Here is a 25,378-nt window from a genome sequence, read left to right as displayed (position 1 = left end):
CCGCATGGAGCAAACGGGGGTCTTCGACGTCGACCTGCGCGGACTGATCGATGTTCTGGGCACCAATCTGTATTCGACGCCGGGCGTCTTCGTCCGCGAACTCCTGCAGAACGCGATCGATGCGCAGCGCGTGCGAGGCACCGCCGAGACACCGATCGAGATCACCGCCGACGGTGCCGAATTCCTCATCGTCGACCACGGCGTCGGGATGAGCGAGGAACAGATCGCCGGACTTCTCGGCACCATCGGACGCAGTTCGAAGCGCGACGCGCTGGGGTTCTCCGATCAGGAGACGATCGGCCAGTTCGGGGTCGGGCTGCTCAGCGGCTTCCTGGCGGGCGATCGGATCGAGGTCTCGTCGAAGGCGGAGGGAAGTGCGCCGGTCCGATGGATCGGCGACGCCGCAGGTGCGGTGTGGTCCGAGACCGGAGACCGATCCACGGTCGGCACCACGGTGCGAATCGTCGCTCGCCCGGGGATGGAACGGTGGCTGCAGGCCGAGGCCGTCGCGGCGCTGGCCGCGGAGTACACGGCACTGAACCGTACGCCCGTGCTCGTGAACGGGCAGCGGGTCAACCCGCCGCAAGACCTGTTCGCCGACAACCCCGGGATGCGGGCGGCCGCCCAGGTCGCGTTCTGTCAGGAGGAGTTCGGCTTCACCCCGCTCGACTCGGTGGAACTGTCCGTCCCGCAGGCGGGCCTGCGCGGCATCGCCTTCGTACGACCCAGCGGCGGCGATCTGGTCCGCCGCGATCATCACCGCGTCTACTTGAAGGGGCTGCTCGTCGGCGACGTGGCCGATCTGGTCCCGGAGTGGGCGTACTTCGTGCGCGTCGTGGTGCTGGGCACCGGGCTCACTCCGACGGCGTCGCGGGAGAGCCTGATCCACGACGACCTGTTCCACGAGGTGGCCGACGCGGTCGGGACGCAGGTCCACGACTGGTTGACCGGCTTGGCCGCCCGGCCCGAGCTGCGCGAGAAGTTCCTCGCGGTCCACGAACAGGGGATCAAGGGGCTGGCCGTGCATCGGCCGGAACTGCTTGATTTCGTCGACCGGTTCTGCGAGTTCGAGACCAACTACGGTCCGATGCCGCTCGCCACCTTCCGGGCCCGGTTCACCGACCTCCGCTACACCGGCAGCGTCGACGACTTCCGGGTGCTGGCAGACATCCTCGGTGGCCGTGGATTCGGACTCGTCAACGCCGGGTACGCCTTCGAGTCGGCGGTGATCCGCACTCTGCTCAGGACCGATCCGCGGATCGTCGGCGAACACGTCACCCAGGAGGTGCTGCTTGCGGCGCTCGGCGACACCGACAGCGCGACCCGCGACCGATTCGCGGACGTGCTCACGACCGCCGAGACCACGCTGGCGGCCTTCGACTGCGACGTTGCGCTGACGTCCGTCGATCCGGACACGCTGTCCGCGTTGCTGCTGACCGACGACTCGGCGAAGCTAGCGCACGATCGGCGCGAGATGCTGGAGGCTGCGGACGAGACCGACGTCTGGCTGGCGGCCGTCGCCGCGATCGACCACGCGCAGGCGGAGCCGCCGTCGACCCGTCCGGTCCTGGTGCTCAATGTCGCGAACGAATTGGTGGCACGACTGCCCGGTGTCTCGGATCCGGTGGTGGTCGGTGCGCTGGTCCGCACGATCCTCGGTCAGGCGCTGATCCGTGCACGTCGCTCGTTGCCGCACGCCTTGGCGCGGGACGTCGACTCGGCGATCATGCTGCTCGCCGATCTCGCCACCCGGCCGACGTCGGCGTGACCTCGCCGTTGCACGACGAGATCTACCACCTGCTCTCGTGAACGCCGCCCCGATCCCACCCGCTACGACCACCACTGAGGACACGCTGTGAGTCACCCCGACACCGCACCGACGCACGCGAGCGATCTCGACAGGCTGCGCGCCGACATCTGGAACGCCCGCTACGGCGATCCCCGCTTCGGGCATGAGGATTTCGCTGCGTTCGGGTCGTTGATCGCTCGCGCCGACGAGATCGGCGATCCGTACTGGAGATTCGTCGCGCGACTGGAAGCGGCGACGGCCGCAGCCTGGGACGGCGGGCTCGCCGATCAACTGACCCTGGGCGTCTGGATGATGCGATTCCTCGACAAGCACGAGAACGAGCTCGCGCTGACATCGGACCGGTACCTCGCCCTGCACCGGATCCTCGCCGAACTGGTCGAGTCCATCACCGGCCTGCCCGAGGTGTCGCTGGACCAGGCGGACGCGATCGTCGCCGACTGGGAACGCCGGGTCGACGGAACCGGATTCGCGTCGACGGCCCACGCGGCGTGCTCCCGTGCGCAGATCCTGTGGCACCGCGGCGACCGTGAGCGTGCGCTCGGACTGCTCGACGGCATCACCGACTTCCGGAGCCCCGCCCACATGTGCGATCGCGGCACGCGGTCGCTGGTGGCGACGCTGTACGCGCAGTGGGGTGTGCACGAGCGGGCGATCGCGGTGGCTGAGGCCGACCTCGTGGATGACGGTACCGGCTGCAATTTCTTCCCCGGCGAGAGCTACATGGGGCTCGTCGAGTCGTACGCCCAGCTGGGGCGTCGGGACGACGCGCTGCGCGGCGTCACCGAACTCGAGCGGAACTACGGAGATCTGCCACACTCGGAATCGTTGACGACCGCGATGATCGTGCTGCTGCGGCTCAACGAACTCGACCACGCGCGCCGCATCGCGATGGAGCGCCTGACCTGCCTCGACAGCGTGGCCACGCCGCATGATCGGGCCCGCCGCGCCGCCGCGCTGTCCGCTGTTCTCGCAGCCGTGGCGGCGTCGGACCCCGACGCGGTGATCACCACCGGGGACCCGTCGGGCCGGGGATCCGCGGTGCGGTCCACCGCAGACGTGGCCGCCGACCTCGCGCGGACGGCACGGGAGACGGCTCGGGCATTCGACGTGCGCAACGCCAACTCGATGGTCACCGAGCAGATCGAGGGCATCCTCGCGCTCTCGGCCGTCGGTGCGCCCGCAGCACGATTGACGCCGATCGCCGAGCGCACGGCGATCGAGCTGCTGTCGGGGTTCAGCGCGTTCAGCTCGGTCTCGGATCGCCGTGCGAGCGCGTGCCTCGACGCCCTCGCCACGAAGGCGGACGAGCTGACCGGCGTCGACCGCGCGCGCATGCAGGTGGTGTTCGCGTCGAATCTGCGTCGAACCGATCCTGCCGCTTCGGTGGAGGCGATGCGCGAGGTGGCGGCGTCGATCCGGTCAGAGTTCCCGGGCATGGCGGCGCAGACCGCGCTGATGGCCGACCTCACCGCGGCGGAGCTGGGCACCGTGGATTCGCCGGCGCTGTCGGACATCGCCGATCCCGCCCCGTCGTGGTCGGCGATCTCGCAGGCCGCGTACCTGCGGATCGTCGCCGCGGCGGTGGGCGGTACAGATCCAGAGCGCGCCGAGGCGGCGATCGCGCGGGCACTCGACGTGCTCGCGGCCGCCGACCGAGGGGAGCTGCCGCTCAGCGACGGCGTGTCGGCCTCGACGCGCGATCGGCGGGTGGACGTGGAAGCGATGCGGGTGGCGTTGCACCTGCTTGCCGCCTCGCTCCTCCTGAGTCGCGAACGGCCTGCCGACGAGGCGGTCAACGCCGCGCTCCTCGCCGCCCGGCAGATGGTCCGGACGGCGACCCACCCCGACCAGGTCCTGGAGTCGCAGGCGGAGCTTGCGGAAGCGTTGAGCTTCGCGGCGCGGGTGCAGTCCGCGCAGGATCTCCGGGCCGCGCGGCACCTGCTGGACGAGGCCGTGGAGCATGCGCGCTACTCCCAGCGCGGTGCCATGCTGCAGCAGCGCGCCGAATTGGCGGTCGCGATGGATCGGCTGAACGACGCGGTCGATGATCACGAACAGGCGGTCGCCGTCTGGACGGTCGACGGCGCCGCACACGCGGCCGACGGCGCGATGCTGGACTCGGCGCACGTCCGGCTGCTCCGTGAGGACGATCCGCGCGACGTCATCGACGCGGTACGACCGGTGATCACCCGCATGGACGAGCGCGGCGACACCCGCAGCGCGATGATCGGTTGGCAGGTGCTCGGCCGGGCGCAGGTCGCGGCGGGTCTCCCCGCCGACGCCGTCACCTCGTTCACCACGGTCCTGCAACTGATGGCCGGCGACGAGCATCCCGGCTACGTCGCGCAAGTCCGGCAGGGGCGGGCCGGCGAGCTGATGGATCTGGAACGTTACGCGGAGGCGGTGGACGACCTCGGTGTCGCCGCCGACCTCTACACCCGGATCGGCGCCCTGTTCGAGGTCGGCGACGCGTACCGCACCGCAGCGCTGGCCGCGTACTTCGGCGGTGATGGTGTCGCCGCGTCGAACTACCTGCAGAAGGCCGCCGACGTCTACGACGCACTGGACGGGGATCCGGACTCGGCGGAGCAGGTGGCCTACAAGCGGGTGCGGCTCGAGCTCGCCCGTGCCGAGATCGTCCGCCACGACGATCCGCCGCAGGCGGCCGCCATCCTGGCCGCCGCGATTGACCGGGCGGTGGCGGGACAGTGGACGGATCTGGAGATCACCGGGTTGCATCTGGCTGCGCTCGTCGAGTTGGTCTCCGACGATGACGCCGCTCGGGAGCGCGCCCGGACGTTGGTCGAGCGGGGCCTGGACCTGGACCCGGACCACGCGGGCCTACTCGACCTCGACGACTACCTGGACGACTTCTAAAGGACGGTCGGTCAGGAGGGGATGCCGCGGAAATGGGTGGTCAGGGCGCCGTCGTCGATGAGGTGGAAGGCCACACCCGGGCGCTGCACGGTGTTGACGACGTCGGTGCCCTCGAAGGGGAGGTTGAGCGTCGAGGCGACGCCGGGGGCGACGATGTGCGGGCGGCCGGCGAACATCGTCGCCGCGGGCGTGTGCGCATGGCCGGACACGGTGCCGACGATGGTGGGGTGTTCGTCGATGAACTCGGCGAGCAGCGCGGGGTCGAGTTGGCAGCGGTCGTCGATGAACGGAATCCCGATCGGGAGCGCGGGATGGTGAAATCCGACGAGGACGGCCGTGCCGGGGTCGGCTTCGGCGATCTGGGTGCGCGCCCAGTCCAGGGTGCCGCGAGCCAGATAGCCGTCGGAGCGTCCCGAGATCGACGAGTCGAGCGCCAAGATGAGCAGGCCGTCGAGCCGCAGCGCGGAGTTGACCGGCTCGCTGCACGACTCCATGTCGTACACCACGGAGTTGAACGCCGTCCGGTCGTCGTGATTGCCGAGCGTCATCAGCGTCGGGATGTCGGTGCTGAGCGCCTCGACGGCCTCGCGGTACTCCTCGGGGAGCCCCTCGTCGGCGATGTCCCCGGTGACCAGCAGCGCATCGATGTTCCGGGGACCGCCGCAGCGACCGTTCAAGTAGTCCATCACCGCAGCGACCCGCTTGCGGCGGTCTGTCGTCCCATCGAAGTGGAGGTCGCTGATCTGCGCGACGACGAACATGCGACTCCTTCAGGGCATCGGCTGTTTCCTGATCCAGGCTAGCGCCGTTATCTCGTGACGACATTAGACGACATCGCAGTCTGAGGTCAGGTCGTGTCGGAACCGCCGATGTGGGCGCGAGCACGCCGCGACCGCGCGGGACCGGTGCCGCCCCGCCCGGGTCAGGCCGCGAAGCGGACCTGGACGGACTCGGTGAACCGGTAGGGGGAGCTCGCGAGGAGTTCCCGCAGGTGTTTGCGCAGGCGCGACATCTCGGCGCGGGCGGACACCGTGCGATCGGGTGAGCCGAACAGCTCGGTCGCCAGCGCTGACGCGGTGAGGCCCTCCGGATGGTCGGCCAGGAGCTCGATGATCTGCAGGTGTCGGGGCGACGGCCGGAACGTCCATCCCGCGGCCCCCGACTCGACGTGGACGCTCACGGAGCCGTCGGTCTCGGCGGTCACCGAGATCACGGTGCCGTGGGGATCGGCGTTCTGCGCGGCGCGGACCAGCCACCCGCCGGGAAGCGGATCCACGTCGCACAGCCCCAGCGAGCCGATCACCGAGCGACCCGCCACCAGCGGACGGGACATCGCGATGCGGGCTACGGCGGGCACCTGGTTCACGGCTGCGACCCAGCCGTGCTGATCGATCACCACTGCGGGTTGCCCGACCCGGCTGACGATCGGTGCTCCGACGCTGCGCAGCAGGTCCAGCTGAGCGCGATGCTGTTCGCGCAGTTGCGCTTCGGTCAGGAGAGCGACGGAGTGGACCAGGGCGAGGGTGGCCGGATGGATCGACGGCGCCGGTCCGCTGACGTCGATCACGCCGAGCAGTTCGCCGGTGCGCGGATCGCGGATCGGTGCGGCGGTGCAGGTCCACGCGTGATGCGAGCGGACGAAGTGCTCGGCCGAGAACACCTGGACGGGACGGTGGGCGGCGAGTGCGGTGCCGATCGCATTGGTGCCGACGTGCTTCTCGGTCCACGATGCGCCTTCGGTGAACCTGAGCCGATCGGCGCGCCGCAGTGCGCGACTCTCGCCGGCGCGCCAGAGCACGTGTCCGGAGGCATCGGCCACGATGACGAGGTTGTCGCTGTCGGTGACGACGGCGCTCAGGCCGCCGACGATGGCCTCCAAACTGTCGGCGAGGCCGGACTCGGCGCGGCGCTGCTGCACGGCAGCGAAGGTCAGCGGGTCGTCGTCGGTCCCGTGCTCGGGGTCGACGCCGGCGTCGGCGGCGCGGGCCCACGATTCGCTGATCACGGCGCGCGGATGCGCGGGCATCTTGCCGCCGGACATGGCGGCGTCGTACATCGCGGACAGGGTCGCGGCGAATTCACGCGGGTCGTCGGCCGAGGTGATCGCAGGTTCCGGCTGCATGCCCCGTCCTTTCGCCGCTGTGTTCCACGTCATAGTGGTCACCCCAGCGTGGCCGCAGCGGTCGTGCGCGTCAAGCACGATGCAATGCGCTGCAACGTCGGGGCGTGGTTGCAACCCCCTGCAACCCTTGTCGTCACAGTTGGCATCGGGTGTGCTGTGAATCACAGACGTGATGAACCGGCAGTGAAAGGACACTCCCATGACGCAGACAATCGACCGGCCGGCCGGGACCGTGGCGCGAACGCCCAGCGAGCGGATCGACGCGTGGCTCAGCCGCTTCAACACCGCGCTGGCCTCGGGCGATCCGACGACCGTCGCCGAGCTGTTCGTCGCCGACTCGTACTGGCGCGACCTCGTCTCGTTCACGTGGAACCTCAAGACCGTCGAAGGCCACGACCAGATCATCGCGATGCTGTCCGAGCGGCAGCAGGAGACCGCCGCCGGCGGTTTCGCCCGCACGGAGGACGCGACGGACTCCGACGGCGTCGCCGAAGCGTTCATCGAGTTCGAGACCGCGAGCGGCCGCGGCGACGGCCACCTGCGCATCCGCGAGGACGCCGACGGCGTCGACCGCGCCTGGACGCTGCTCACCACCCTGCAGGAGCTGAAGGGTCACGAGGAGCGCAACGGGTTCTCGCGGCCGATGGGCGCCGTGCACGGCAGCGACCCCGACCCGCGGTCGTGGGCGGAGAAGCGCGAGGACGAGGAAGCCGAGCTCGGGCGCGCCGTCCAGCCGTACGTCCTCGTCATCGGCGGCGGGCAGGGCGGCATCGCGCTCGGCGCCCGACTGCGTCAGCTGGGCGTCCCGTCGATCGTCGTCGACAAGCACGACCGTCCCGGCGACCAGTGGCGCGGCCGGTACAAGACTCTGTGCCTGCACGATCCGGTCTGGTACGACCACCTCCCATACCTGCCGTTCCCGGCCAACTGGCCGGTCTTCGCGCCGAAGGACAAGGTCGGCGACTGGCTGGAGTTCTACACCAAGGTGATGGAGGTGCCGTACTGGAGCAAGACCGAGTGCACGTCGGCCACCTACGACGAGGCGGCGGGCAAGTGGACCGTCGAAGTGGTCCGCGACGGTGAGCCGATGACGCTGCATCCGACGCAACTGGTGCTCGCCACCGGCATGTCCGGCAAGGCCAACGTCCCGAACTTCACCGGCCAGGACGTCTTCGCGGGCGATCAGCACCACTCGAGCAAGCACCCCGGACCGGACGGCTACATCGGCAAGAAGGTCGTGGTCATCGGTGCCAACAACTCGGCGCACGACATCTGCAAGGCGCTCGTCGAGTCGGGCATCGACACGACGATGGTCCAGCGATCGTCGACCCATATCGTCCGGTCGAGCTCGCTGATGGAGATCGGCCTCGGCGCGCTCTACTCAGAACAGGCCGTCCAGAACGGCATGACGACCAAGAAGGCCGACATGACCTTCGCGTCGCTGCCGTACAAGATCATGCACCAGTTCCAGATCCCGCTGTACGACGAGATCCGCGAGCGCGACAAGGACTACTACCAGCGACTGGAGGATGCGGGGTTCGACCTCGACTTCGGCGACGACGACTCGGGCCTGTTCATGAAGTATCTGCGGCGCGGCTCGGGCTACTACATCGACGTCGGCGCGTGCGAGCTGGTCGCCGACGGCACCATCAAGCTGGCGCACGGCGGCGTCGACCATCTGACGGAGAACTCGGTGGTGCTCGACGACGGCACCGAGCTGCCCGCGGACGTCGTCGTCTACGCCACCGGCTACGGCTCCATGAACGGCTGGGCCGCGGATCTGATGGGCCAGGAGATCGCCGACCGCGTCGGCAAGGTGTGGGGCCTCGGCTCCGACACCACCAAGGATCCGGGCCCGTGGGAGGGCGAGCAGCGCAACATGTGGAAGCCCACCCAGCAGCCCGGCCTCTGGTTCCACGGCGGCAATCTGCACCAGTCGCGCCACTACTCCCTGTACCTGGCGCTCCAGCTCAAGGCCCGCTTCGAGGGCCTCGACACCCCCGTCTACGGCCTGCAGGAGGTGCACCACCTGAGCTGACGGACGGCGCGCTCGCCCGCGCAGGCACGTCAAACGCCCTGGGCGTCGATATTCGCTAGGACTTCAACCCTGAGCGAACGTCGACGCCCAGGGCGTTTCGGGTCTGTCGGCGCCGGGTGGGGCGGCCGGATCAGCGGTTGCGCAGCAGAGTGGCCGCGGCTGCTCGCGCGTCGGGGATCGCATCGGAGACGTCCGAGATCGAGCGCATGATGCTGGCCCCTTCGATCAAGGTGACGAGCTGGACCGCGAGGCTGGGTGCGTCGGGGCTCGGGCGGGCGCCGACGAGCTCCTCGAAGAGCTCGCGCAACCAGACCTTCTCCGACCGGATCACGGCGTGGGCCGGGTGGTCCGGGTCGCCGATCAGCTCGCTGTGAGCGTGGACGAAGGCGCAGCCGCGGAAACTGTTGGCATTCATCCACGAGCTCAGCGCGTCGAACACCGCGAGAACCTTGGCATCGGCCGACGACTCCTTCGCGATCGACGCATCGACCCACTCGCGGAAGCGTTCGTCCCGTTCGGTCAGGTAGGCGACGACGACGGCGGCTTTGGACCCGAACTGGTCGTACAGCGTCTTCTTCGTCACGCCGGCGTCGGCGGCGATGGTGTCGACACCGACCGAGTTGATGCCCTCCGCATAGAACAGCCGTGCGGCCGAGTCGAGGATCGCGCGCGCCGCAGGGGTGAGAGTCCGGGGTTGCACGTCGATAGCCATACAGGTGAGTATAGTGGTATACAGGTCGGTATACGACGCGTGGGCGGAGCTGAGAGCTTCGCCGATACACCCATGCGTCCCGCGGAATGAGGAGGACTGGCAGTGCTGACATCGTTGTGGCGAACCGTGAGCATGGTCGCGCGTGCGATCCATCAGGCTCATGCGATCCGGCACGGCCTCCCGGTTCGCGCGAGCTCACACCCGCATGCCGAAGGGGTGGCGCGCGACTGCCGAGCCCTCGTCGGGTAGTCGAGGCTCGTCACCGGTCTCGGACCGTTCCTCCTGCCGCGGCCCCGGCACGCCCTAGTACTCTGGACGGGTATCAGAACTGGTGAGGAGTGGTGGGTTGAGCGCCGACGTCGGTGAGGGGCAGCCGGTCAAGGGCTCGACGCGGGTTTCCCGTCGACGCGACCGCAGGAAAGCCGAGATCATCAAGGTCGCGAACACCGTGCTGGCCGATGTCGGGTACTCGGGGATGAGTCTGGAAGACGTCGCCGAGCAGACAGATATCGCGAAAGCGACGCTCTATCACTACTTCTCGTCCAAAGACGAGCTGGTGGCGGAAGCGCTCGAGGCGCTGACCCAAGAAGTGCTCCGACGCCTGCGGGCCCGTGAGGAAGCCGTCGGCGAGGTACCCGCGCGTGAGATGCTCGCCGCGCTGATCGACGAGCAGATCCTCATTCTGACGGAGACGGCCCCCGAGGTCGCCGCGGCCTTCTCGTGGCCGCGCGCGTGGCCCGAGGCCTTTGAAGAGCCGATGAAAGACATGCGTCGGCGGCACGACGAGGTGTTCCGCACGGTGGCCGAGCGCGGCATCGCCGACGGCGAGTTCTCGGTTCCCAACCTCAACGTCACCCTGCAGTGCCTGCACGGCATCCTCAACCAGGCGTCGGTCTGGTTGCGCCCGGAGGCACGGTCAGAGAGCTCGCCGGAACTGCGGGCCGACACGGTTGCGGCCGCGCTGCGACTCTTCGGCTGAGTCGTAGCGCGGCCGCGGTCGGTCGTCTAGGCGAACCGGGGCACGCGCTTCTCGAGGAACGCGGTCATGCCCTCGACGGCGTCGTCGCCGTCGACGATCCGCCCGATCGTCGCCGCTTCGCGCTGCAACTGGATCCGCAACGACGTCTCGTCGGCGCTGGTCATCAGATTCTTGATCGCCGCCTGCGCGGGGGTCGACCCGGTTCGCAGGGTGTCGATCACCTCGGCCGCCGTCGCGGCGAGCGCGTCGGCCGGTACGGATCGACTGATGAGTCCCCATGCCTGCGCCTCGTCGGCGGTCAAGAACCGGTTGGTGAGGGCGAGGTCGAGTGCTCTGGCGGTGCCGAGCCTGCGCGCCAGCACCCACGTGGTGCCGCAGTCGGGCGACAGGCCCGCCGCGCTGTACGCCACGCGGAGCTTCGCCTCCGCGGAGGCCAGCACGATGTCGCCGGTGAGGGCGATCCCGAGTCCGCCGCCCGCGGCGGAACCCTGAATCACGCTGACCACCGGCACCGGGACGGTGTGCAGGATCTCGATGCCCGCGTGCAGTTCGTCGGCGGTCTCGACGATGTTCGCGGAGCGGTCGTCGGCGTCGACGAACTCCTCGAGGTCGCCACCGACGCAGAACAGCTTGCCCTGCGCATCGAGGACGACGACGCGGAGCTCGCCGCGCGCCGCGCCGACTCGCACGCGTTCGGTCGCCTCGCGGAAGGCGCGGGCCATCGCGAGGTCGAGGGCGTTTCCGCGGTCGGGCCGGGCCAGGGTGATGCGCACGACGCCGTCGTCGGCGTCCCAGAGCAGACGGTCGTTGAGGTTCTCAGTCATCATCTCTCCTTGCGGTGCAGGGTTCGGTCGGTCACTCGAACTGGGCATGTCGGCGTTCCAAGAACGCCGACATGCCTTCTTTCGCATCCGGCGAGAAGAACGTCAACATCTCCAGACCGAGCGACGCCTCGAACGACGGCATGGCCAGCCGCAACCAGTTGTTCAGCGCATGCTTGGTCCACTGGACCGCGTAGCGCGGACTGCGGGCCAACTGGTCGGCGATGCGCAGGGCTTCGGTGAGGACCTCCTCGCGCGGGACCGCCTTGCTGACCAGGCCGATCCGCTCGGCCTCGCGGCCGTCGATGCGGTCGGCGGTCAAGAGCAGGTACTTCGCCTTCGCCATGCCGCACAGGAGCGGCCAGATGATGACGGAGTGATCGCCCGCCGCGAGCCCGATCTTCACATGGCCGTCGGTGAAGGCGACGTCCTCGCCGATGATGCTGATGTCGGACAGCAGCGCGATCGCGAGACCGGCTCCCGCCGCGGCGCCGTTGATCGCGGAGACCACCGGCTTGTCGCACTCGACCATGCCTGCGACGAGGCCGCGGGCCTCCTCGAGCGTCTTCACCACCGAGGGGAAGTCGTCGAGCTTGTCGATCTCCTCGCTCAGGTCGCCGCCCGCGGAGAAGGCGCGGCCGGCTCCGGTGATGACGACGGCGCGCGTGGCCTCGTCGGCGGCGACGTCTTTCCAGACGCGCGTGAACTCGGCGAGCATCGCCGAGTCGGCGGCGTTGTGCTTCTCGGGTCGGTTGATGGTGATGAGCAGAACGCCGTTCTCGCGGCGCTCGAACAGAAGTCGTTGATAGCTGTCGAACTGCATGGTGGAGTCCTTTCGGGTGGAGATGTCAGGTGAGTTCGTAGGCAGCGCGGGTGGCCTGCCCGATCGCGGCGACGGCGTCGAGTTCGCCTGCCGTGTGGGCGCCGCCGATGAGGACGGGTTCGACGCCTGCGGCCACGAGCTCGTCGTAGAGGGTGCGTTCGCTGACCTGCCCGGCGCAGACGATGACGGTGTCGACGTCGAGGACGTGGGCGTCGCCGTCGACGCTGTAGTGCAGGCCCTCGTCGTCGATCCGCAGATAGGTGGCGCCCGCCACCTCCGACATGCCGGCGTGGACGAGGCGGCTCTTGAGGATCCAGCCGGTCGATTTGCCGAGATTCCGACCGAGTCGCTCCGGCTTGCGCTGCATCAGGGTGATCGCGTGCGATGCCGGGCCCGACTCGCGGCGCGCTTCGGCGAGGAGGCCGCCCGGACGGGCGAGAGACTGGTCGACCATCCACGCCTCGGCGAAGGCGTGCGGGTCCACCGACTCCTTCTCGTCGCCGAGGAGGAACTCGGCGACGTCGAAGCCGATGCCGCCCGCTCCGATGATCGCGACGGAGTCTCCGGGCGTCTTGGCACCGGTCAGCACGTCGATGTAGGTCATGACCTTGGGATGGTCGATGCCGTCGATGGCTGGAATTCGCGGTGTGACGCCCGTGGCGACCGCGACGGTGTCGAAGCCTGCCAGCTCCGCGACGCCGGCGACGGTGCCGAGCCGCATCTCGACGCCCAACCCTGCCAGGCGCGTCCGGAAGTAGCGGAGGGCCTCGTTGAACTCGTTCTTGCCGGGGACCTGCCGCGCCATGTTGAGCTGGCCGCCGATCTGGTCGCTGCCGTCGAACAGAGTCACCAGATGACCTCGTTCGGCGGCGTTGACCGAGTACGCCAGACCGGCGGGGCCCGCGCCGACGACGGCCACACGTCGTCGGATCGTCGGCATCGGGAGCAGGAAGTCGAGCTCGCGTCCGGCCTTCGGGTTCACCATGCACGTCGCCGCGCGATCGGTGAAGATCGCGTCGAGGCACGCCTGATTGCAGCCGATGCACGTGCAGATCTCGTCGGTTCGCTCCTCGCGGACCTTCTTGGCGAACTCCGGATCGGCGAGCAGCGGCCGCGCCATCGACACGAGATCGGCCACGCCGTCGACCAGGAGATCCTCGGCGACGTCGGGCATGTTGATCCGGTTCGAGGCGATGACCGGGACGCTCACCGCGTCTTTCACCAGACGGGTGGCGAACGCCCATGCTGCGCGGGGAACGCTCGCGGCGATGGTCGGCACCGTCGACTCGTGCCAGCCGATTCCGGTGTTGATGATGTCGGCGCCCGTCTGCTCGACGCGGCGCGCCAATTCGGCGACGTCGTCGGCGGTCAGCCCGCCCGACACCAGATCGATCGACGAGATCCGGTACACCACCAGGAAATCGGGTCCGACCGCGGCGCGCACGGCACGCACGATCTCGAGGGGCAGTTTGAACCGGCCGTCGCGGTCGCCGCCCCACTCGTCGGTCCGGGTGTTGGTGCGTTCGGCGATGAACTCGTTGAGCAGGTAGCCCTCCGACCCCATGATCTCGACGCCGTCGTAGCCCGCCTCGCGGGCCAGTCGGGCGGTCGTGACGAACTGATCGACGACATCCCAGACCTCGTCGGTGGCGAGAGTCCGCGGCACGAATCGGTTGATGCGAGCACGTTCATCGGTCGGCCCGACGCACCCGGGCACCTTGGCGTAGCGGCCGGCATGGAGGATCTGCAGGACGATGGTGGCGCCTTCGTCGTGCACGGCGCGGGTGATCTCGCGGTGACCGCCTTCGACGATCGCCTCGGGGGAGTCCAGGACGCCGCTCTCCGGATCCATCCGGCCGTCCGGATGCGGTGCGAAGCCGCCGGTCAGGATCAGCCCGATCTCGCCCTTCGCGCGGGCGCGGTAGAACTCCACGAGCCGCTCCACCGGCCTGTCGAGGGTCTCGAGACGGGTGTGCATCGCACCCATCACCATGCGGTTGCGCACGGTGATGTCGCGGATTTGCAGCGGTTCGAGGAGTCGTGGATGTGCGGTCATGACGGCTGCCCTCCTTCAAGGGAGACGAGTTCGAGGACACGGAACTTCTGGATCTTGCCGGTGGCGGTGCGGGGGAGTGCGTCGACGACGGTCAGGTACTCGGGCCAGAACTGCTTCGCCGTCTGCTTGCGCGCGAGGAACTCGGTCAGGTCGGCGAGCGTCGGCGGCGCTGCCCGATCAGTGGGCACGACGACGGCAGCCGCCCGCTCACCGAGGCGGTCGTCGGGGACACCGACGATGCTGATCTCGTCGACGTCGGGATGCTCGAGCAGCAGCCCTTCGACCTCGACGACCGGGATGTTCTCGCCGCCGCGGATCACCAGGTCCTTCGAGCGACCGGCGATCCGGATGTACCCGTCGTCGTCCATCACGGCGAGATCGCCGGTGTCGAACCAGTCGTCGACGATGAACGACGCCGCGAACAGATCCGGGCGCTGGAAGTAGGTGACCAGTACCGACGCACCGCGCGCGGCGAGTCGCCCCACCGTGCCGCGCGGGGCCTCGTCGGTGCCGTCACCGAAGATCCGGAGTTCGTTCCACGCCATCGGGCGACCGTCGCTGCGTGCGGCGCGGTCGGGCGCGTCGGAGGCGAGAGTGGAGGTCAGCGCGCCGACTTCGGTCATGCCCCAGACGGCGAACACCTGCGCGTCGAGCGCTTGTCGAGCGCGGGCGATCAACGACGGCGGGATCGGTGCGCCGGCCGAGCTGATCCGGCGCAGGGTGCGCGGCCGACGGCCGGATCGCTCGGCGGCGGCGCAGAGGTCGACGACGAACGGCGTCGCCGCAAGGGCTCAGGTCCCACCGAACTCGTCGGCGAGTCGTAGCGTGACGTCCGGATCCCACAGGTCCTGCAGGATCACTGTCTGGCCCAGGCAGATCGGCATCGACACCGCGGTGTAGAAACCCGTCGTGTGAGCGAGCGGGGAGAAGCCGAGCGGGACGTCGTCGGCGGTCAGGCCGAGGGCGACGACCGACGGCATGAACCCGGCGTACACCGTGTTCCACGTGTGGACCACGCCCTTGGGCTCACCGGTGGTTCCCGAGGTGAACTGGATCTGCGAGATCGCATCGGGGTCGGGGCGCAGGCGGTCGAGCTCGGCGCGCGGGTGGGCCGCGGCATGCGCGGGGTCGTCGAAGAACGCGTCGAATGATGCGACACCGTCGGGCAACGGCCCCGGGCCGATGGCGAAGACGTGGTCGAGTCCGTCGATGCCCGCGGCGACCTCGGCGGCCATTGCGGCGTAGTCGAACCCGTTGTGCGTTCTCGCGGTGACGAAGACCGTCGACCGCAGCCTGCCGAGGATGAAGCCGAGCTCCCGGTGTCGGAGGATCGGCAGGATCGCGTTGGTCACGGCGCCGATCCGTCCCGCTGCGAGGTGCAAGGCGCTGACCTGCCACCAGTTCGGGAGCTGGAACGAGACGATGTCGCCGGGTCGGACCCCGAGATCCAGGAGCGCGGCCGCGTAACGGTCGACGGTCGCGGCGAGCTCGGCGTAGGTGAGGGTTGTGGTGCCGTCGACGGCGCGGTGCGCGATGATCGCGGGTTTGTCGCCGCGACTGCCCGCATGGTCGCCGAGGTCGTCGATCAGGGTGCGCTCACGCCACCACCCGTGGGCGACGTAGTCTGCGCGGGCCGTCGGATCGATTGTGGGCGAATCGGATTCGATGTCGACGCCGTTGTCGGGGTGCTGCATGTCCTGCTCCTGTCTCCGGTCTTCGGTCAGCCGGCCATCGTCAGTCCGCCGGACACGCTCAACACCTGGCCGGTGACGAAGTCGGCGTCGGAGGAGGCGAAGAAGCCCACCGCAGCCGCTACTTCGTCGGCCGTGCCGAGCCGACGGAACGGGATCGCGCGGGTGAGGCCCGCGCGGATCTTCTCGGGGAGCGTGTCGAACAGCGGCGTGTCGGTCGGGCCGGGGCACACGCAGTTGACGTTGATCTGGTGGCGGGCCATCTCGCGGGCGAGAGATTTGCTGAACGCGATGAGCGCGCCCTTCGTGCCCGCGTACACGGTCTCGCCCATGCTGCCGACGCGTCCAGCGTCGGAGGCGATGTTGACGATCTTCACGGTGCGTTCCGCGGCCACGATCGAGGTGAGGAAGGCGTGACAGAGTCGCACCGGCCCGAGGTAGTTGACTGCGACGAGCCCGGTCCACAGGGCGTCGTCGTTGTCGAGGAACGGCTCCACCCGGTCGAAGCCCGCGGCGTTGACGATGACGTCGGGCAGTGCGAGCCGACCGGCGACGTCGTCGCGCAGTTGCAGGATGTCCGCAGGATCGGCGAGGTCGGTCGGGAAGGGTGTCGATTCGCCGCCGCCGGCGGCGATGTCGGCGACGGTGGCCGCCAGGCCGTCCGCGTCGCGATCGACGAGCGCGACGTGCGCGCCAGTGCCTGCCAGGTGAAGGGCGATCGCGCGACCGATTCCGGACGCGGCGCCGGTCACCAGGGCGATTTTCTGGGAGTTCATCAAGGGGGTCTCCGTTCGGGTGGGAGGCGTAACAGTCCGTTGACCTGCGATTCGGACTCATCGTAAGGAGGAAAGACCAATATAATCAACCGTGTGGTCGAGAAACCATCTAACAAGTCGATAGATAGTATGTTCGGTAGAACGTAGTGGCGCATCGCAGACAGAGAGCCGATCCCGAAATACCGGGATCGGCTCTCTCGTCGGCGTGCTGTTTCGGGGGTCGGCGGCGGCTACAGCACGCCGTAGCCGACCAGGCCCACGTATCCGCCGATTGCGAACTCGTTCACCTTCACGTGCCCGCCCCACTCGTTGCCACCAACGGTCGTGACGCGGCCGTCGGCGTAGTCGAGCACGATATTGGTGTGCTGCCGGAAGAATGATGCGGTGGAGTACAGCATCACGTCACCGGTCTTCGGTGTGTAGCCGGAGTCGGCCGGCCTGAAGCGGCCTTGCGCCTGGAAGTACTCGGTCAGCGTGTAGACGCCGGGGATGCGCCAGTGACCCGAATGCGGATTGGCGAACGGGGCCCCGGACTCGCGCATCACCCAGCTGACGAAGTCGGCACACCAGTCCTCGTCGATCCCCTCGGAGAACCGGGTGCCGTCGGGCTGTGACTCGAACTCAGCGCGGGTGACGGCGACGATCCGCTGCTGCGTCGGCGACATCGCGGCCGTGTCGAGGTCGGGGAACGCCCGGTCGCGGTTGTTCCACCACGTGGTCACGAAGCCGATGGCACCCGCCTGGACGGCGACCACCGTCGCACCGCACAGGAGTGCGGCGACCACCGCGAGAGCGATGGCGAACCTGCGGCGTTTCGGCGACATGGGTGCCAGGGTAACGAGGCGGCGGCCCGTCGGCGGGGTCGCGGTGTGACGCACCAACCGCGAGAAATCGTGGCCGACCACTCGCCGACGGACCTACCATCGATCCCATGAGTGAAACTCCTGAACTGAGCCCCACCGACTGGGTCCGCGATCAGACCGAGAAGGTCCTCGCGGCAGGCACCACCGACGCAGTGCAAGTGATGGGCATGCAGATCGTGCTCTACACGACCGTCGGCGCCAAGTCCGGCAAACAGCGGTACACGCCGCTGATGCGGGTCGAGGAGAACGGCAAGTACGCGATGGTCGCGTCGAAGGGCGGCGCCCCGCAGCACCCGTCGTGGTACTTCAACGTGAAGGCGCACCCGGAGATCACGGTGCAGGACGGAGACCTCGTCAAGACCATGACCGCGCGGGAATTGCCTGCCGGTGAGGAGCGTGACCACTGGTGGGAGGTGGCTGTCGCCGCCTACCCGCCCTACGCCGAGTACCAGGAGAAGACGAGCCGATTGATTCCGGTGTTCGTGCTGGAATAGGCGCGATCGCCTACAGATCACCCGGCAGCTTGTCGCGGCGGATGCCGCGCCAACTCGGGTGGCGCAGGTGCCCGGTCGACGTCCAGTCCATGAACGCGACGTCGGCGACGAGTTTCGGCAGGACCCAGGTGGCGCTGCCCGCGACGGGCTTGTCGATGTCGTCGACGAACGGGCATCTGCTGATCTGCAGCGGTCGCAGCTCCTCGAGGAGGTCGTCGAGTTCGGCGTCGGTGAATCCGGTGCCGACGCGACCGAGGTAGCGCAGGCCGCGTTCGGCGGGCAGACCCACGAGGAGCGAACCGATCCTCGACTCCGATCCACGGCCGGGCCGGTACCCGCCGATCACCACTTCGACGCTGTTCCAGTTCTTCTGCTTGCGCCAATCCGGACTGCGCCGTCCGCTCGTGTAGCGGGCGGCGCGTCGTTTCGCGACCACCCCTTCCCACCCGCGTTCACGGGCGACGGCGACGGCGACCTCAGCGGGGCCGGGAAGAAGGGGCGGGACGTCGATCAGCGGCTCGCCGTCGAAGTAGTCCAAGGAGTCGAGGACCTCGCGCCGCACGTCCCACGGCTGATCCCAGAGCTCGACGCCGTCGAGGTACAGGACGTCGAACAGATGGACTCGCAGCTCGTGCGGTTCCGCGGTCCGTTTCCGGGAGGCGAGCAGGGAGAAATCGGTGATGCCCGCTGAGTTCACGGCGACGATCTCGCCGTCGAGCACCGCGTCGACCGGTTCGCCGTCGCGTCGCAGGCAGTCGGCGACCACGGTCAGCTCGGGGAAATCGCCGGTCAGATCGTTGCCCGACCGGGAGATCAGCCGTGCCCGCCCGCCGATCACCCGGATCAGCGTGCGGAAACCGTCCCACTTGCCCTCGTACGCCCAGTCGTCGGCCAGACCGTCGATCGGGTCGTCGGTGGCCAGCATCGGACGGAGTTCGAGGAGCGCCGATCGCACAGTGGGGCGCGCGAGGGGGGACGGGGCCGTGGGGTGCGGTGCCACTGTGTCGGGCGGCGGCGGTGTCGCACTGGCGCGCCGCGAGCGGGACGAGTGCTTCTTCCGATACTCGCCCAGGTCGATCACGGTGTCGTCGGCCGGCGCCGGGGCGATCCTCGGCGACGCCGCGCCGGACAGTTCTGCGAGGAGATCGCCGTCGAGGTCGTAGCGATCGAGCACGTCGGTGAACTCCAGCTGCGTCAAGCCGGGCTCTGTGAGTTCGTCCCAGGTCCGGGGTGCGGCGGCGAACGGGCGGGACCGTCCTCGCAGCGAATACGGAGCGAGCGTGGTCTTGGCGGCGGTGTTCTGGCTCCAGTCGATGAAGACCTTCCCGTCGCGCTGCGCCTTGGCCATCACGGCGGTCACCGTCTGCGGAGACGTCTGCGCCATGGCGGTCGCGATCTGCTTCGCGACCGCTCGTGCCGACTCCGAGCGCACCGGTGCGGCCAGGCGTGCGTAGACGTGAATCCCCTTGCTGCCGCTGGTGACCGGGAACGACGGCAGGCCCGCGCCGTCGAGCATGCCCTTGATGTCGATCGCGACGCGCGCACACTCGTCGAGGCGCACGCCCGGTCCTGGGTCGAGGTCCAGGACGATGCGATCGGTGCGACGGTCGACGTCGTCGGAGAGATCGATCCGCCACTGCGGCACATGCAGTTCGAGGGCGGCGACCTGCGCCAGCCACACCAGATCCGCCGCGGACCGGACCACCGGATAGACGGTCTTGCGTTCGGCGTGCTCGATGGTGAAGCGAGCCACCCAGTCGGGGGTGCCCGCGGGCAGGGTCTTCTCGAAGAACGGCGCGGACTCGGTGCCGCCCGGCCAGCGCTTCCGCGTGACCGGACGCGACGCGAGGTGAGGCAGCATCGCCTCGGCGATGCGGATGTAATAGTCGACGACGTCGAACTTCCGGGTGCCGGTGTCGGGATACAGCACCTTCTCAAGGTTCGTGAGCGCGACAGAGCGCCCGTCGACCTCCAGCTGCGATCGCGTCATGGACGCCATTGTGCCCTCGGTACTGGCACAATGGCCGACATGCGCTCGATCTGGAGAGGCGATCTGAGCTTTGGTCTGGTCAACGTGCCGGTCAAGGTCTACTCAGCCACGGAGAGTCACGACCGGACCTCGCATCAGGTCGATTCTGCGGACGGGGCGCGGATCCGATACCGCCGAGTCCGCGAGGGAACCGACACCGAGGTCGAGTTCTCGAAGATCGCCAACGCCTACGAATCCGAGAGCGGCGACCGGGTGATCCTGACGAAGGACGACCTCGCGTCGCTGCCGGTCAGCAAGAGTCCCGAGATCGAGATCCTGGAGTTCGTGCCGATCGAGCAAGTGGATCCGATCTACTTCGACAAGCCGTACTACCTGGAGCCGTCGTCCAAATCGCCCAAGGCGTATGTGCTGCTCGCCAAGGCGCTCGAGACCACCGAACGCCTCGCCATCGCCAACTTCACGTTGCGGAACAAGACGCGACTGGCCGCGCTGCGGGTGATCGACGGCGTCATGACATTGCAGACCCTGCTGTGGCCCGACGAGGTCCGTGTCCCCGATTTCGACTTCTTGAACTCCGACGTCGAGATCCGCGACCAGGAACTCGACATGGCGGCGTCGTTGATCGAGACCATGGCGTCGGACTTCGATCCCAGCCAGTTCGAGGACACCTACCAGGCGGAATTGAGCAAACTGATCGAGGCGCGCGCCGGGGGCGGCGAAGCGTTCCCCGAGGCGGAAGAGGCGGCGGACGACGACGACTCGGAGGTCGCGGACCTGCTCGCCGCGCTGCGGGCGTCGGTCAAGGGTCGCGGGCGCGACGTCGCCGACGACGATGGGGACGACGGCGAGGACGAGCCGAAGAAGACGGCAAAGAAGACGCCCGCCAGGAAGACGGCTGCCAAGAAGGCGGCTGCGACGAAGAAGTCGGCAGCGAAGAAGGCCGCGCCCCGGCGCGCGGCGGGCTGACCCGGGGCGGCGAGACCGGCGGCACTGTCCGATCTGGTCTGTACAGTGATGCAGACCATAGTGATTCGGTGACGCCAGGGGAGGCCCAGCGGAGATGAGTGATGTTCGCCAGCACGGGACCAACGAGGATCCGCTCGACGTCTTGATCGTCGGAGCCGGACTGTCCGGGATCGACACCGCCTATCGGTTGCGGGAGCAGAATCCGGGACTCGATTACCGAATCGTGGAGCGGCGCAGTCGTATCGGAGGCACCTGGGACCTGTTTCGGTACCCGGGCGTGCGGTCCGACTCGGACATCTTCACCCTCAGTTTCCCGTGGAACCCGTGGCGTGGAAAGCGCACCGTGGCGCAGGGCGGCGAGATCCGGGAATACCTGGAGCAGACGGCGAGCGATTTCGGCATCGCCGAGCACATCACGTTCAACGTCGACGTCGCCGGCGCCGATTTCGACACCTCGACCGACCTCTGGACCGTCGACGCGCTGATCGACGGCGAGCCCACGGCCATCGTCACGCGGTTCCTCTACATGTGCACCGGTTACTACCGATACGAGACCGGCTACCGCCCGGAGTTCCCCGGCGAGAAGGACTTCCAGGGAACGTTCGTGCACCCGCAGTTCTGGCCCGAGGACCTCGATTACGCGGGTAAGAACGTCGTGGTGATCGGCTCCGGCGCCACCGCCGTGACCCTCATTCCCTCGATGGCGCCCCAGGCGGGCAGTGTCACCATGCTGCAGCGGTCGCCGAGCTACATGTTCCCGCTGCCGTGGGAGGACGGGCTGACGAAGCTCCTGCAGCGAGTGTTGCCGCCGCAGGTGTCGCACAACATCACGCGCTGGCGCAACGCCATCGCCACCATGCTGCTGTTCCTGTTCTGCCGGGCGTTCCCGAAACTCTCCCGCCGGATGCTGCGCCGGATCGCGATTTCTCTGTTGCCCAAGGGCTTCGACGTCGACACGCACTTCAAACCGAGGTACGAGCCGTGGGATCAACGGCTGTGCATCATCCCCGACGGGGACTTCTACCGCGCCATCAAGAACGGCACGGCCGACGTCGCGACCGACACCATCGCACAGATCACCGCCACCGGGATCGATCTCGAGTCGGGACGTCACCTCGAGGCCGACATCATCGTCACGGCGACCGGCCTGGACCTGGTCACCTTCGGCGGCGCGCACCTGTCGATCGACGGCGAGCCGATCGAGCCCGGTGAGAAGTACGCCTACCGCGGCTACATGCTCAACGACGTCCCCAACCTGGCGTGGTCGGTCGGTTACACCAATGCATCGTGGACGCTCCGGGTCGATCTCACGGCGCAAGCGGTGGCCGAACTGCTCCGCTACATGCGCGATCACGGTTTCACTCGTGCGGTGCCGTCGCTGCGCGGTGCCACGCCGAAGGCGCACCCGTTGTTGGAACTCGATTCGGGCTATGTGAAACGTGCGGGCGGACGATTGCCGAAGGCCGGCGACCGCGCACCGTGGCAGGTGCGACACAACCTGATCCTCGACGCGATCGACGCGCGCAAGTACGACGTCGAAGAGGAGATGACGTTCGCGTGACGCGACAAGCGTGGAGAGGCGGCACTCGACCGGATTGAGACGTATCCTATGGATATGTCTCACTTGACTCGCGATGATGCCGTCGCCGACTTCTTCCGCCGCGTCGAATCGCAGGAGATCAGCGATCCCGACCGGCTCGACGCGATCTGGGCGGCGCTCCCGACGGTCACCGTCGATGAGATCCTCGGCGACTGGCGCGGCGGTGAGCTTCCGTCCGGACATCCGATGGACGGGCAGTTGGCGACGGTGCGCTGGCACGGCAAGTGGTTCCGCAGTCGGTACGACGTCGCGCCGATGGTGTGCCGCGACGACGACGGGAAGCTGTACTCCAACAAAGAGATCGGCAAGGGGGAGGCGAGCCTGTGGGAGGTCGGCTTCCGCGGCGAGGTCACCGCGTCGATGGTCTACGACGGTCAGCCGGTGATCGACCACTTCAAACGCGTCGACGCCACCACACTCATGGGGATCATGAACGGCAAGACCTCTCTGGTTCGCGACCGGCACTTCTACTTCTTTCTGGTGCGAGACTGAGCCGGCGCTCTGCGCCACAATGAAACCCATGGTTTCGATCGCCTTCGGCAGAGCTCGGCAGAACGACATCTACACCGCGGGAATTCACGGGCGTAAGCCCACGGTGCCCGCCGACTTCGCGGAATTGGAACGGCGCGCGCAGGCGGTGATGAGCCGACGCGGGTGGGCGTACATCGCAGGCGGCGCCGGCGAGGGCCGGACCATGGATGCCAACCGCGACGCGCTCGACCGCTGGGCGATCGTTCCCCGCATGCTCCGCGACACGTCGCAGCGGAACCTGGAGACCGAACTCTTCGGCCAGCGACTCGAGGCTCCGATCCTCTTCTCACCGGTCGGTGCGGGCGCGCTCGCGCACCCGAACGCCGACGTCCACATCGGTGAGGCCGCCGCGCAACTGGGCGTGCCGTACATCTTCTCCAACCAGGGCTGCGCGCCGATGGAGGACGTCGCGGCCGCAATGGACACGGTGAAGCCCGGCGCGCCGCGCTGGTTCCAGCTCTACTGGTCCAGCGACGAGCGGCTGGTCACCAGCCTCATCAACCGCGCGGAGAAGATGGGCGCCGCCGCGCTCGTGGTCACCCTCGACACCACCATGCTCGGATGGCGCCCGCAGGATCTGAACCTCGGTTCGCTGCCGTTCGCGCGTGCCGAGGGCATCAGCCAGTACACCTCGGACCCGTCGTTCTGGGAGATCGTCGCCGAACGTCTCAAAGCCGCGACCGGTGAGAAACCGGCGATCTCCCTCGGCGCGATCAAAACGCTGTTCTCCATCGCCCGTAACGTGCCCGGCGATCTCCGCGACAACCTCACCAAGCCCGAACCCCGCGCCGCGGTCCAGACGTTCCTCGACATCTACTCGCGGCCGTCGTTGAACTGGGACGACATCGCCACCCTGCGCGACCGCACCGCGCTGCCGATCGTGCTCAAGGGAATCCTGCATCCCGACGACGCGCTGCTGGCCGTCGAGGCGGGAATCGACGGCATCATCGTCTCGAACCACGGTGGCCGGCAGGTCGACGGCTCCATCTCGTCGACCGATGCGCTGGTCGACATCGTCGACGCGGTCGACGGCGTGGGGAGCGGCGGACGGAACAAGGACCGCAAGCTCAAGATCCTCGTCGACTCGGGGTTCTACACCGGCTCGGACGTGTTCAAGGGCCTCGCGCTGGGGGCCGACGCCGTGTGCATCGGCCGCCCTCACATGTACGGTCTGGCCCTCGACGGCACCGACGGCGCCCGCGACGCCGTCGCCAACATCATCGGCGAACTGGACCTGACGTTGGGACTGTCGGGCCATCGGGATGTGGCGGACCTCGATCGGCGAGCGCTCAAGCGGCTGGGCTGACTCTCGCCGCATCGCCTCGTTCCCGCCGCGGGAATGCTCAGATCAGCGGGCGACCGGTACGCATCCGCCAGCGGACGTCGGCCAGCAGGAGGTTGAACGGGAACGCTGTGAGGGGGCGGGGGAGGACGCGCAGCACGCGGCGGGCGATCGCGTTGTGGGCGGCGAAGAACCGCTCTTGCGCGCGCGTGGGGGCGATGCCCATCTTGCGGCGGAACTCGTCAGGGAGAAACCCGATGGTCATCGTCTCGGAGAACCACCCCATGGTCAACGCGACGGGCTTGGGCATGAAGTCCATGCGCACGATGCGCATCAGGTACTCGCGGATGGTCTCGTCGACCTCCAGGCCGTCGACGGTCTCGATCCAGTACCTCTCGAAGTCGGCGCGGGTGGCGGGCCATATCTCCGGCGGCATCTGCAGGGTGGTCCCCATGACGGCGCCCTGGCGATAGGCCTCCTCGGTGATCTTCGACGGGTCGCCGAAGAAGCGCTGCGAATCCTCCCACCCGCGGTACAGGCACGCGGCCACCCAGAGCTGCAGCGTGGGGTCGAACGCGTTGTACTTCACCGGGCTGTCGTCGGTGGAGCGGACCTGCGTGTGCGACTTGTTGACCGCTTGCCGGTAGCGACGGCGGTCTTCCGCGCTGCCCATCGCCGCCACGGCGAGGTAGGTGAGCGTGGTGCGGGTGCGCTTGACCGGAACTTTGAACAGGTTGCCCGAATCGACCTTGCTCTCGAAGACTCCGTATCCGACTGCGGGCACGGCGAGCTGCATGATCACGTTGGCCGGACCGCCCAAGAGCGCGAGGCCGACCATGTCCAGATCGTCGACCACCTGCGCGTCGAGTTCGGTGCGTCGCGACGGGACGTGTGCGGTATTGGCATCGGTTGCTTCAGCGGTCATCGGAACTCCCGGTTCGGTAAAG

At 68.3% G+C, this 25,378-nt stretch carries 20 protein-coding genes and 1 pseudogene; 9 read left to right on the top strand and 12 right to left on the bottom strand.

Annotation, left to right across the window (positions count from 1 at the left end):
• Window positions 1-4: 4 nt before the first annotated feature.
• Window positions 5-1,768, top strand: coding sequence for an HSP90 family protein (locus GH2_RS05470; protein ID WP_066164053.1), 1,764 nt, complete (start codon window positions 5-7; stop codon window positions 1,766-1,768).
• An 87-nt stretch (window positions 1,769-1,855) separates the two neighbouring features.
• Window positions 1,856-4,687, top strand: a complete 2,832-nt coding sequence (locus GH2_RS05465) for a hypothetical protein (protein ID WP_066164050.1) — start codon at window positions 1,856-1,858, stop codon at window positions 4,685-4,687.
• 11 nt (window positions 4,688-4,698) lie between these two features.
• On the opposite strand, the gene GH2_RS05460 is transcribed toward GH2_RS05465, so the two are convergent.
• Window positions 4,699-5,448 carry a metallophosphoesterase family protein gene (locus GH2_RS05460; protein WP_066164047.1) on the bottom strand — a complete coding sequence of 250 codons (750 nt, stop codon included), beginning with the start codon at window positions 5,446-5,448 and terminating at the stop codon, window positions 4,699-4,701.
• A 161-nt stretch (window positions 5,449-5,609) separates the two neighbouring features.
• Window positions 5,610-6,809, bottom strand: coding sequence for a GAF domain-containing protein (locus GH2_RS05455; RefSeq protein WP_239588360.1), 1,200 nt, complete (start codon window positions 6,807-6,809; stop codon window positions 5,610-5,612).
• A gap of 199 nt (window positions 6,810-7,008) precedes the next feature.
• Here GH2_RS05455 and GH2_RS05450 point away from each other — a divergent pair, with 199 nt between their 5' ends.
• Window positions 7,009-8,847, top strand: coding sequence for a flavin-containing monooxygenase (locus GH2_RS05450; protein WP_066164040.1), 1,839 nt, complete (start codon window positions 7,009-7,011; stop codon window positions 8,845-8,847).
• Window positions 8,848-8,977: 130 nt separating this feature from the next.
• On the opposite strand, the gene GH2_RS05445 is transcribed toward GH2_RS05450, so the two are convergent.
• Window positions 8,978-9,559: a TetR/AcrR family transcriptional regulator gene (locus tag GH2_RS05445; RefSeq protein ID WP_066164036.1), complete on the bottom strand. Its 582-nt coding sequence runs from the start codon at window positions 9,557-9,559 to the stop codon at window positions 8,978-8,980.
• 346 nt (window positions 9,560-9,905) lie between these two features.
• Between GH2_RS05445 and GH2_RS05440 the strand changes: the two genes are divergently transcribed.
• The gene (locus GH2_RS05440; protein ID WP_066164033.1) at window positions 9,906-10,538 is read left to right on the top strand and encodes a TetR/AcrR family transcriptional regulator; all 633 of its coding nucleotides are present in this window, start codon (window positions 9,906-9,908) and stop codon (window positions 10,536-10,538) included.
• A 26-nt stretch (window positions 10,539-10,564) separates the two neighbouring features.
• Here GH2_RS05440 and GH2_RS05435 read toward each other — a convergent pair whose 3' ends face one another.
• The 7 genes and pseudogenes from GH2_RS05435 to GH2_RS05405 form a co-directional block, all read right to left on the bottom strand.
• Complete coding sequence (locus GH2_RS05435; protein ID WP_066164352.1) at window positions 10,565-11,362, bottom strand: enoyl-CoA hydratase/isomerase family protein; 798 nt, start codon at window positions 11,360-11,362, stop codon at window positions 10,565-10,567.
• A 31-nt stretch (window positions 11,363-11,393) separates the two neighbouring features.
• Window positions 11,394-12,182 carry an enoyl-CoA hydratase/isomerase family protein gene (locus GH2_RS05430; protein ID WP_066164030.1) on the bottom strand — a complete coding sequence of 263 codons (789 nt, stop codon included), beginning with the start codon at window positions 12,180-12,182 and terminating at the stop codon, window positions 11,394-11,396.
• 25 nt (window positions 12,183-12,207) lie between these two features.
• Window positions 12,208-14,238, bottom strand: coding sequence for an NADPH-dependent 2,4-dienoyl-CoA reductase (locus GH2_RS05425; RefSeq protein WP_066164028.1), 2,031 nt, complete (start codon window positions 14,236-14,238; stop codon window positions 12,208-12,210).
• Window positions 14,235-14,606, bottom strand: coding sequence for an AMP-binding enzyme (locus GH2_RS21960; RefSeq protein WP_239588403.1), 372 nt, complete (start codon window positions 14,604-14,606; stop codon window positions 14,235-14,237). Before GH2_RS21960 ends, GH2_RS05425 begins: the two co-directional genes overlap by 4 nt.
• Window positions 14,607-14,687: 81 nt before the next feature.
• A pseudogene (locus GH2_RS05415) lies at window positions 14,688-15,932 on the bottom strand (AMP-binding protein); the annotation flags it as partial.
• Window positions 15,933-15,958: 26 nt separating this feature from the next.
• Window positions 15,959-16,705, bottom strand: coding sequence for an SDR family NAD(P)-dependent oxidoreductase (locus tag GH2_RS05410; RefSeq protein ID WP_066164017.1), 747 nt, complete (start codon window positions 16,703-16,705; stop codon window positions 15,959-15,961).
• 230 nt (window positions 16,706-16,935) lie between these two features.
• Window positions 16,936-17,529 (bottom strand): CHAP domain-containing protein, encoded by a 594-nt coding sequence (locus tag GH2_RS05405; protein ID WP_066164351.1) that lies wholly within the window; start codon window positions 17,527-17,529, stop codon window positions 16,936-16,938.
• Window positions 17,530-17,636: 107 nt separating this feature from the next.
• On the opposite strand from GH2_RS05405, the gene GH2_RS05400 reads away from it, so the two are divergent.
• Complete coding sequence (locus GH2_RS05400; RefSeq protein ID WP_066164014.1) at window positions 17,637-18,062, top strand: nitroreductase family deazaflavin-dependent oxidoreductase; 426 nt, start codon at window positions 17,637-17,639, stop codon at window positions 18,060-18,062.
• A gap of 10 nt (window positions 18,063-18,072) precedes the next feature.
• Here the strand turns inward: GH2_RS05400 and ligD are convergent, their stop codons facing one another.
• The gene (gene ligD / locus GH2_RS05395; RefSeq protein ID WP_066164349.1) at window positions 18,073-20,052 is read right to left on the bottom strand and encodes a non-homologous end-joining DNA ligase; all 1,980 of its coding nucleotides are present in this window, start codon (window positions 20,050-20,052) and stop codon (window positions 18,073-18,075) included.
• Window positions 20,053-20,091: 39 nt separating this feature from the next.
• On the opposite strand from ligD, the gene ku reads away from it, so the two are divergent.
• The 4 genes from ku (at window position 20,092) to GH2_RS05375 (ending at window position 24,455) form a co-directional block, all read left to right on the top strand.
• Entirely contained in the window at window positions 20,092-21,018 is a 927-nt protein-coding gene (gene ku / locus GH2_RS05390; protein ID WP_174545325.1) for a non-homologous end joining protein Ku, read from the top strand.
• A gap of 94 nt (window positions 21,019-21,112) precedes the next feature.
• Entirely contained in the window at window positions 21,113-22,579 is a 1,467-nt protein-coding gene (locus GH2_RS05385) for a flavin-containing monooxygenase (protein WP_066164009.1), read from the top strand.
• Between the two features lie 54 nt (window positions 22,580-22,633).
• Window positions 22,634-23,110: a DUF4334 domain-containing protein gene (locus GH2_RS05380; RefSeq protein ID WP_066164004.1), complete on the top strand. Its 477-nt coding sequence runs from the start codon at window positions 22,634-22,636 to the stop codon at window positions 23,108-23,110.
• A 28-nt stretch (window positions 23,111-23,138) separates the two neighbouring features.
• Window positions 23,139-24,455, top strand: coding sequence for an alpha-hydroxy-acid oxidizing protein (locus GH2_RS05375; RefSeq protein ID WP_066164001.1), 1,317 nt, complete (start codon window positions 23,139-23,141; stop codon window positions 24,453-24,455).
• Between the two features lie 37 nt (window positions 24,456-24,492).
• Here GH2_RS05375 and GH2_RS05370 read toward each other — a convergent pair whose 3' ends face one another.
• Window positions 24,493-25,356, bottom strand: coding sequence for an oxygenase MpaB family protein (locus GH2_RS05370; RefSeq protein WP_066163998.1), 864 nt, complete (start codon window positions 25,354-25,356; stop codon window positions 24,493-24,495).
• Window positions 25,357-25,378 lie beyond the last annotated feature (22 nt).

The organism is Gordonia hydrophobica NBRC 16057 (assembly GCF_001592365.1).
Lineage (GTDB): Bacteria > Actinomycetota > Actinomycetes > Mycobacteriales > Mycobacteriaceae > Gordonia > Gordonia hydrophobica.
This window is presented reverse-complemented; position numbering and strand designations above follow the sequence as displayed.

What these genes read in the sequence shown, in the direction of transcription:
- GH2_RS05400 (WP_066164014.1), top strand. Translation starts at nt 17,637, where the DNA reads ATGAGTGAAACTCCTGAACTGAGCCCCACCGACTGGGTCCGCGATCAG.
- GH2_RS05455 (WP_239588360.1), bottom strand. Translation starts at nt 6,809, where the DNA reads ATGCAGCCGGAACCTGCGATCACCTCGGCCGACGACCCGCGTGAATTC.
- GH2_RS05405 (WP_066164351.1), bottom strand. Translation starts at nt 17,529, where the DNA reads ATGTCGCCGAAACGCCGCAGGTTCGCCATCGCTCTCGCGGTGGTCGCC.
- ku (WP_174545325.1), top strand. Translation starts at nt 20,092, where the DNA reads ATGCGCTCGATCTGGAGAGGCGATCTGAGCTTTGGTCTGGTCAACGTG.
- GH2_RS05445 (WP_066164036.1), bottom strand. Translation starts at nt 9,559, where the DNA reads ATGGCTATCGACGTGCAACCCCGGACTCTCACCCCTGCGGCGCGCGCG.
- GH2_RS05385 (WP_066164009.1), top strand. Translation starts at nt 21,113, where the DNA reads ATGAGTGATGTTCGCCAGCACGGGACCAACGAGGATCCGCTCGACGTC.
- GH2_RS21960 (WP_239588403.1), bottom strand. Translation starts at nt 14,606, where the DNA reads ATGGACGACGACGGGTACATCCGGATCGCCGGTCGCTCGAAGGACCTG.
- GH2_RS05410 (WP_066164017.1), bottom strand. Translation starts at nt 16,705, where the DNA reads ATGAACTCCCAGAAAATCGCCCTGGTGACCGGCGCCGCGTCCGGAATC.
- GH2_RS05370 (WP_066163998.1), bottom strand. Translation starts at nt 25,356, where the DNA reads ATGACCGCTGAAGCAACCGATGCCAATACCGCACACGTCCCGTCGCGA.
- GH2_RS05470 (WP_066164053.1), top strand. Translation starts at nt 5, where the DNA reads ATGGAGCAAACGGGGGTCTTCGACGTCGACCTGCGCGGACTGATCGAT.
- GH2_RS05430 (WP_066164030.1), bottom strand. Translation starts at nt 12,182, where the DNA reads ATGCAGTTCGACAGCTATCAACGACTTCTGTTCGAGCGCCGCGAGAAC.
- GH2_RS05375 (WP_066164001.1), top strand. Translation starts at nt 23,139, where the DNA reads ATGGTTTCGATCGCCTTCGGCAGAGCTCGGCAGAACGACATCTACACC.
- GH2_RS05460 (WP_066164047.1), bottom strand. Translation starts at nt 5,448, where the DNA reads ATGTTCGTCGTCGCGCAGATCAGCGACCTCCACTTCGATGGGACGACA.
- GH2_RS05380 (WP_066164004.1), top strand. Translation starts at nt 22,634, where the DNA reads ATGTCTCACTTGACTCGCGATGATGCCGTCGCCGACTTCTTCCGCCGC.
- GH2_RS05425 (WP_066164028.1), bottom strand. Translation starts at nt 14,238, where the DNA reads ATGACCGCACATCCACGACTCCTCGAACCGCTGCAAATCCGCGACATC.
- ligD (WP_066164349.1), bottom strand. Translation starts at nt 20,052, where the DNA reads ATGACGCGATCGCAGCTGGAGGTCGACGGGCGCTCTGTCGCGCTCACG.
- GH2_RS05435 (WP_066164352.1), bottom strand. Translation starts at nt 11,362, where the DNA reads ATGACTGAGAACCTCAACGACCGTCTGCTCTGGGACGCCGACGACGGC.
- GH2_RS05450 (WP_066164040.1), top strand. Translation starts at nt 7,009, where the DNA reads ATGACGCAGACAATCGACCGGCCGGCCGGGACCGTGGCGCGAACGCCC.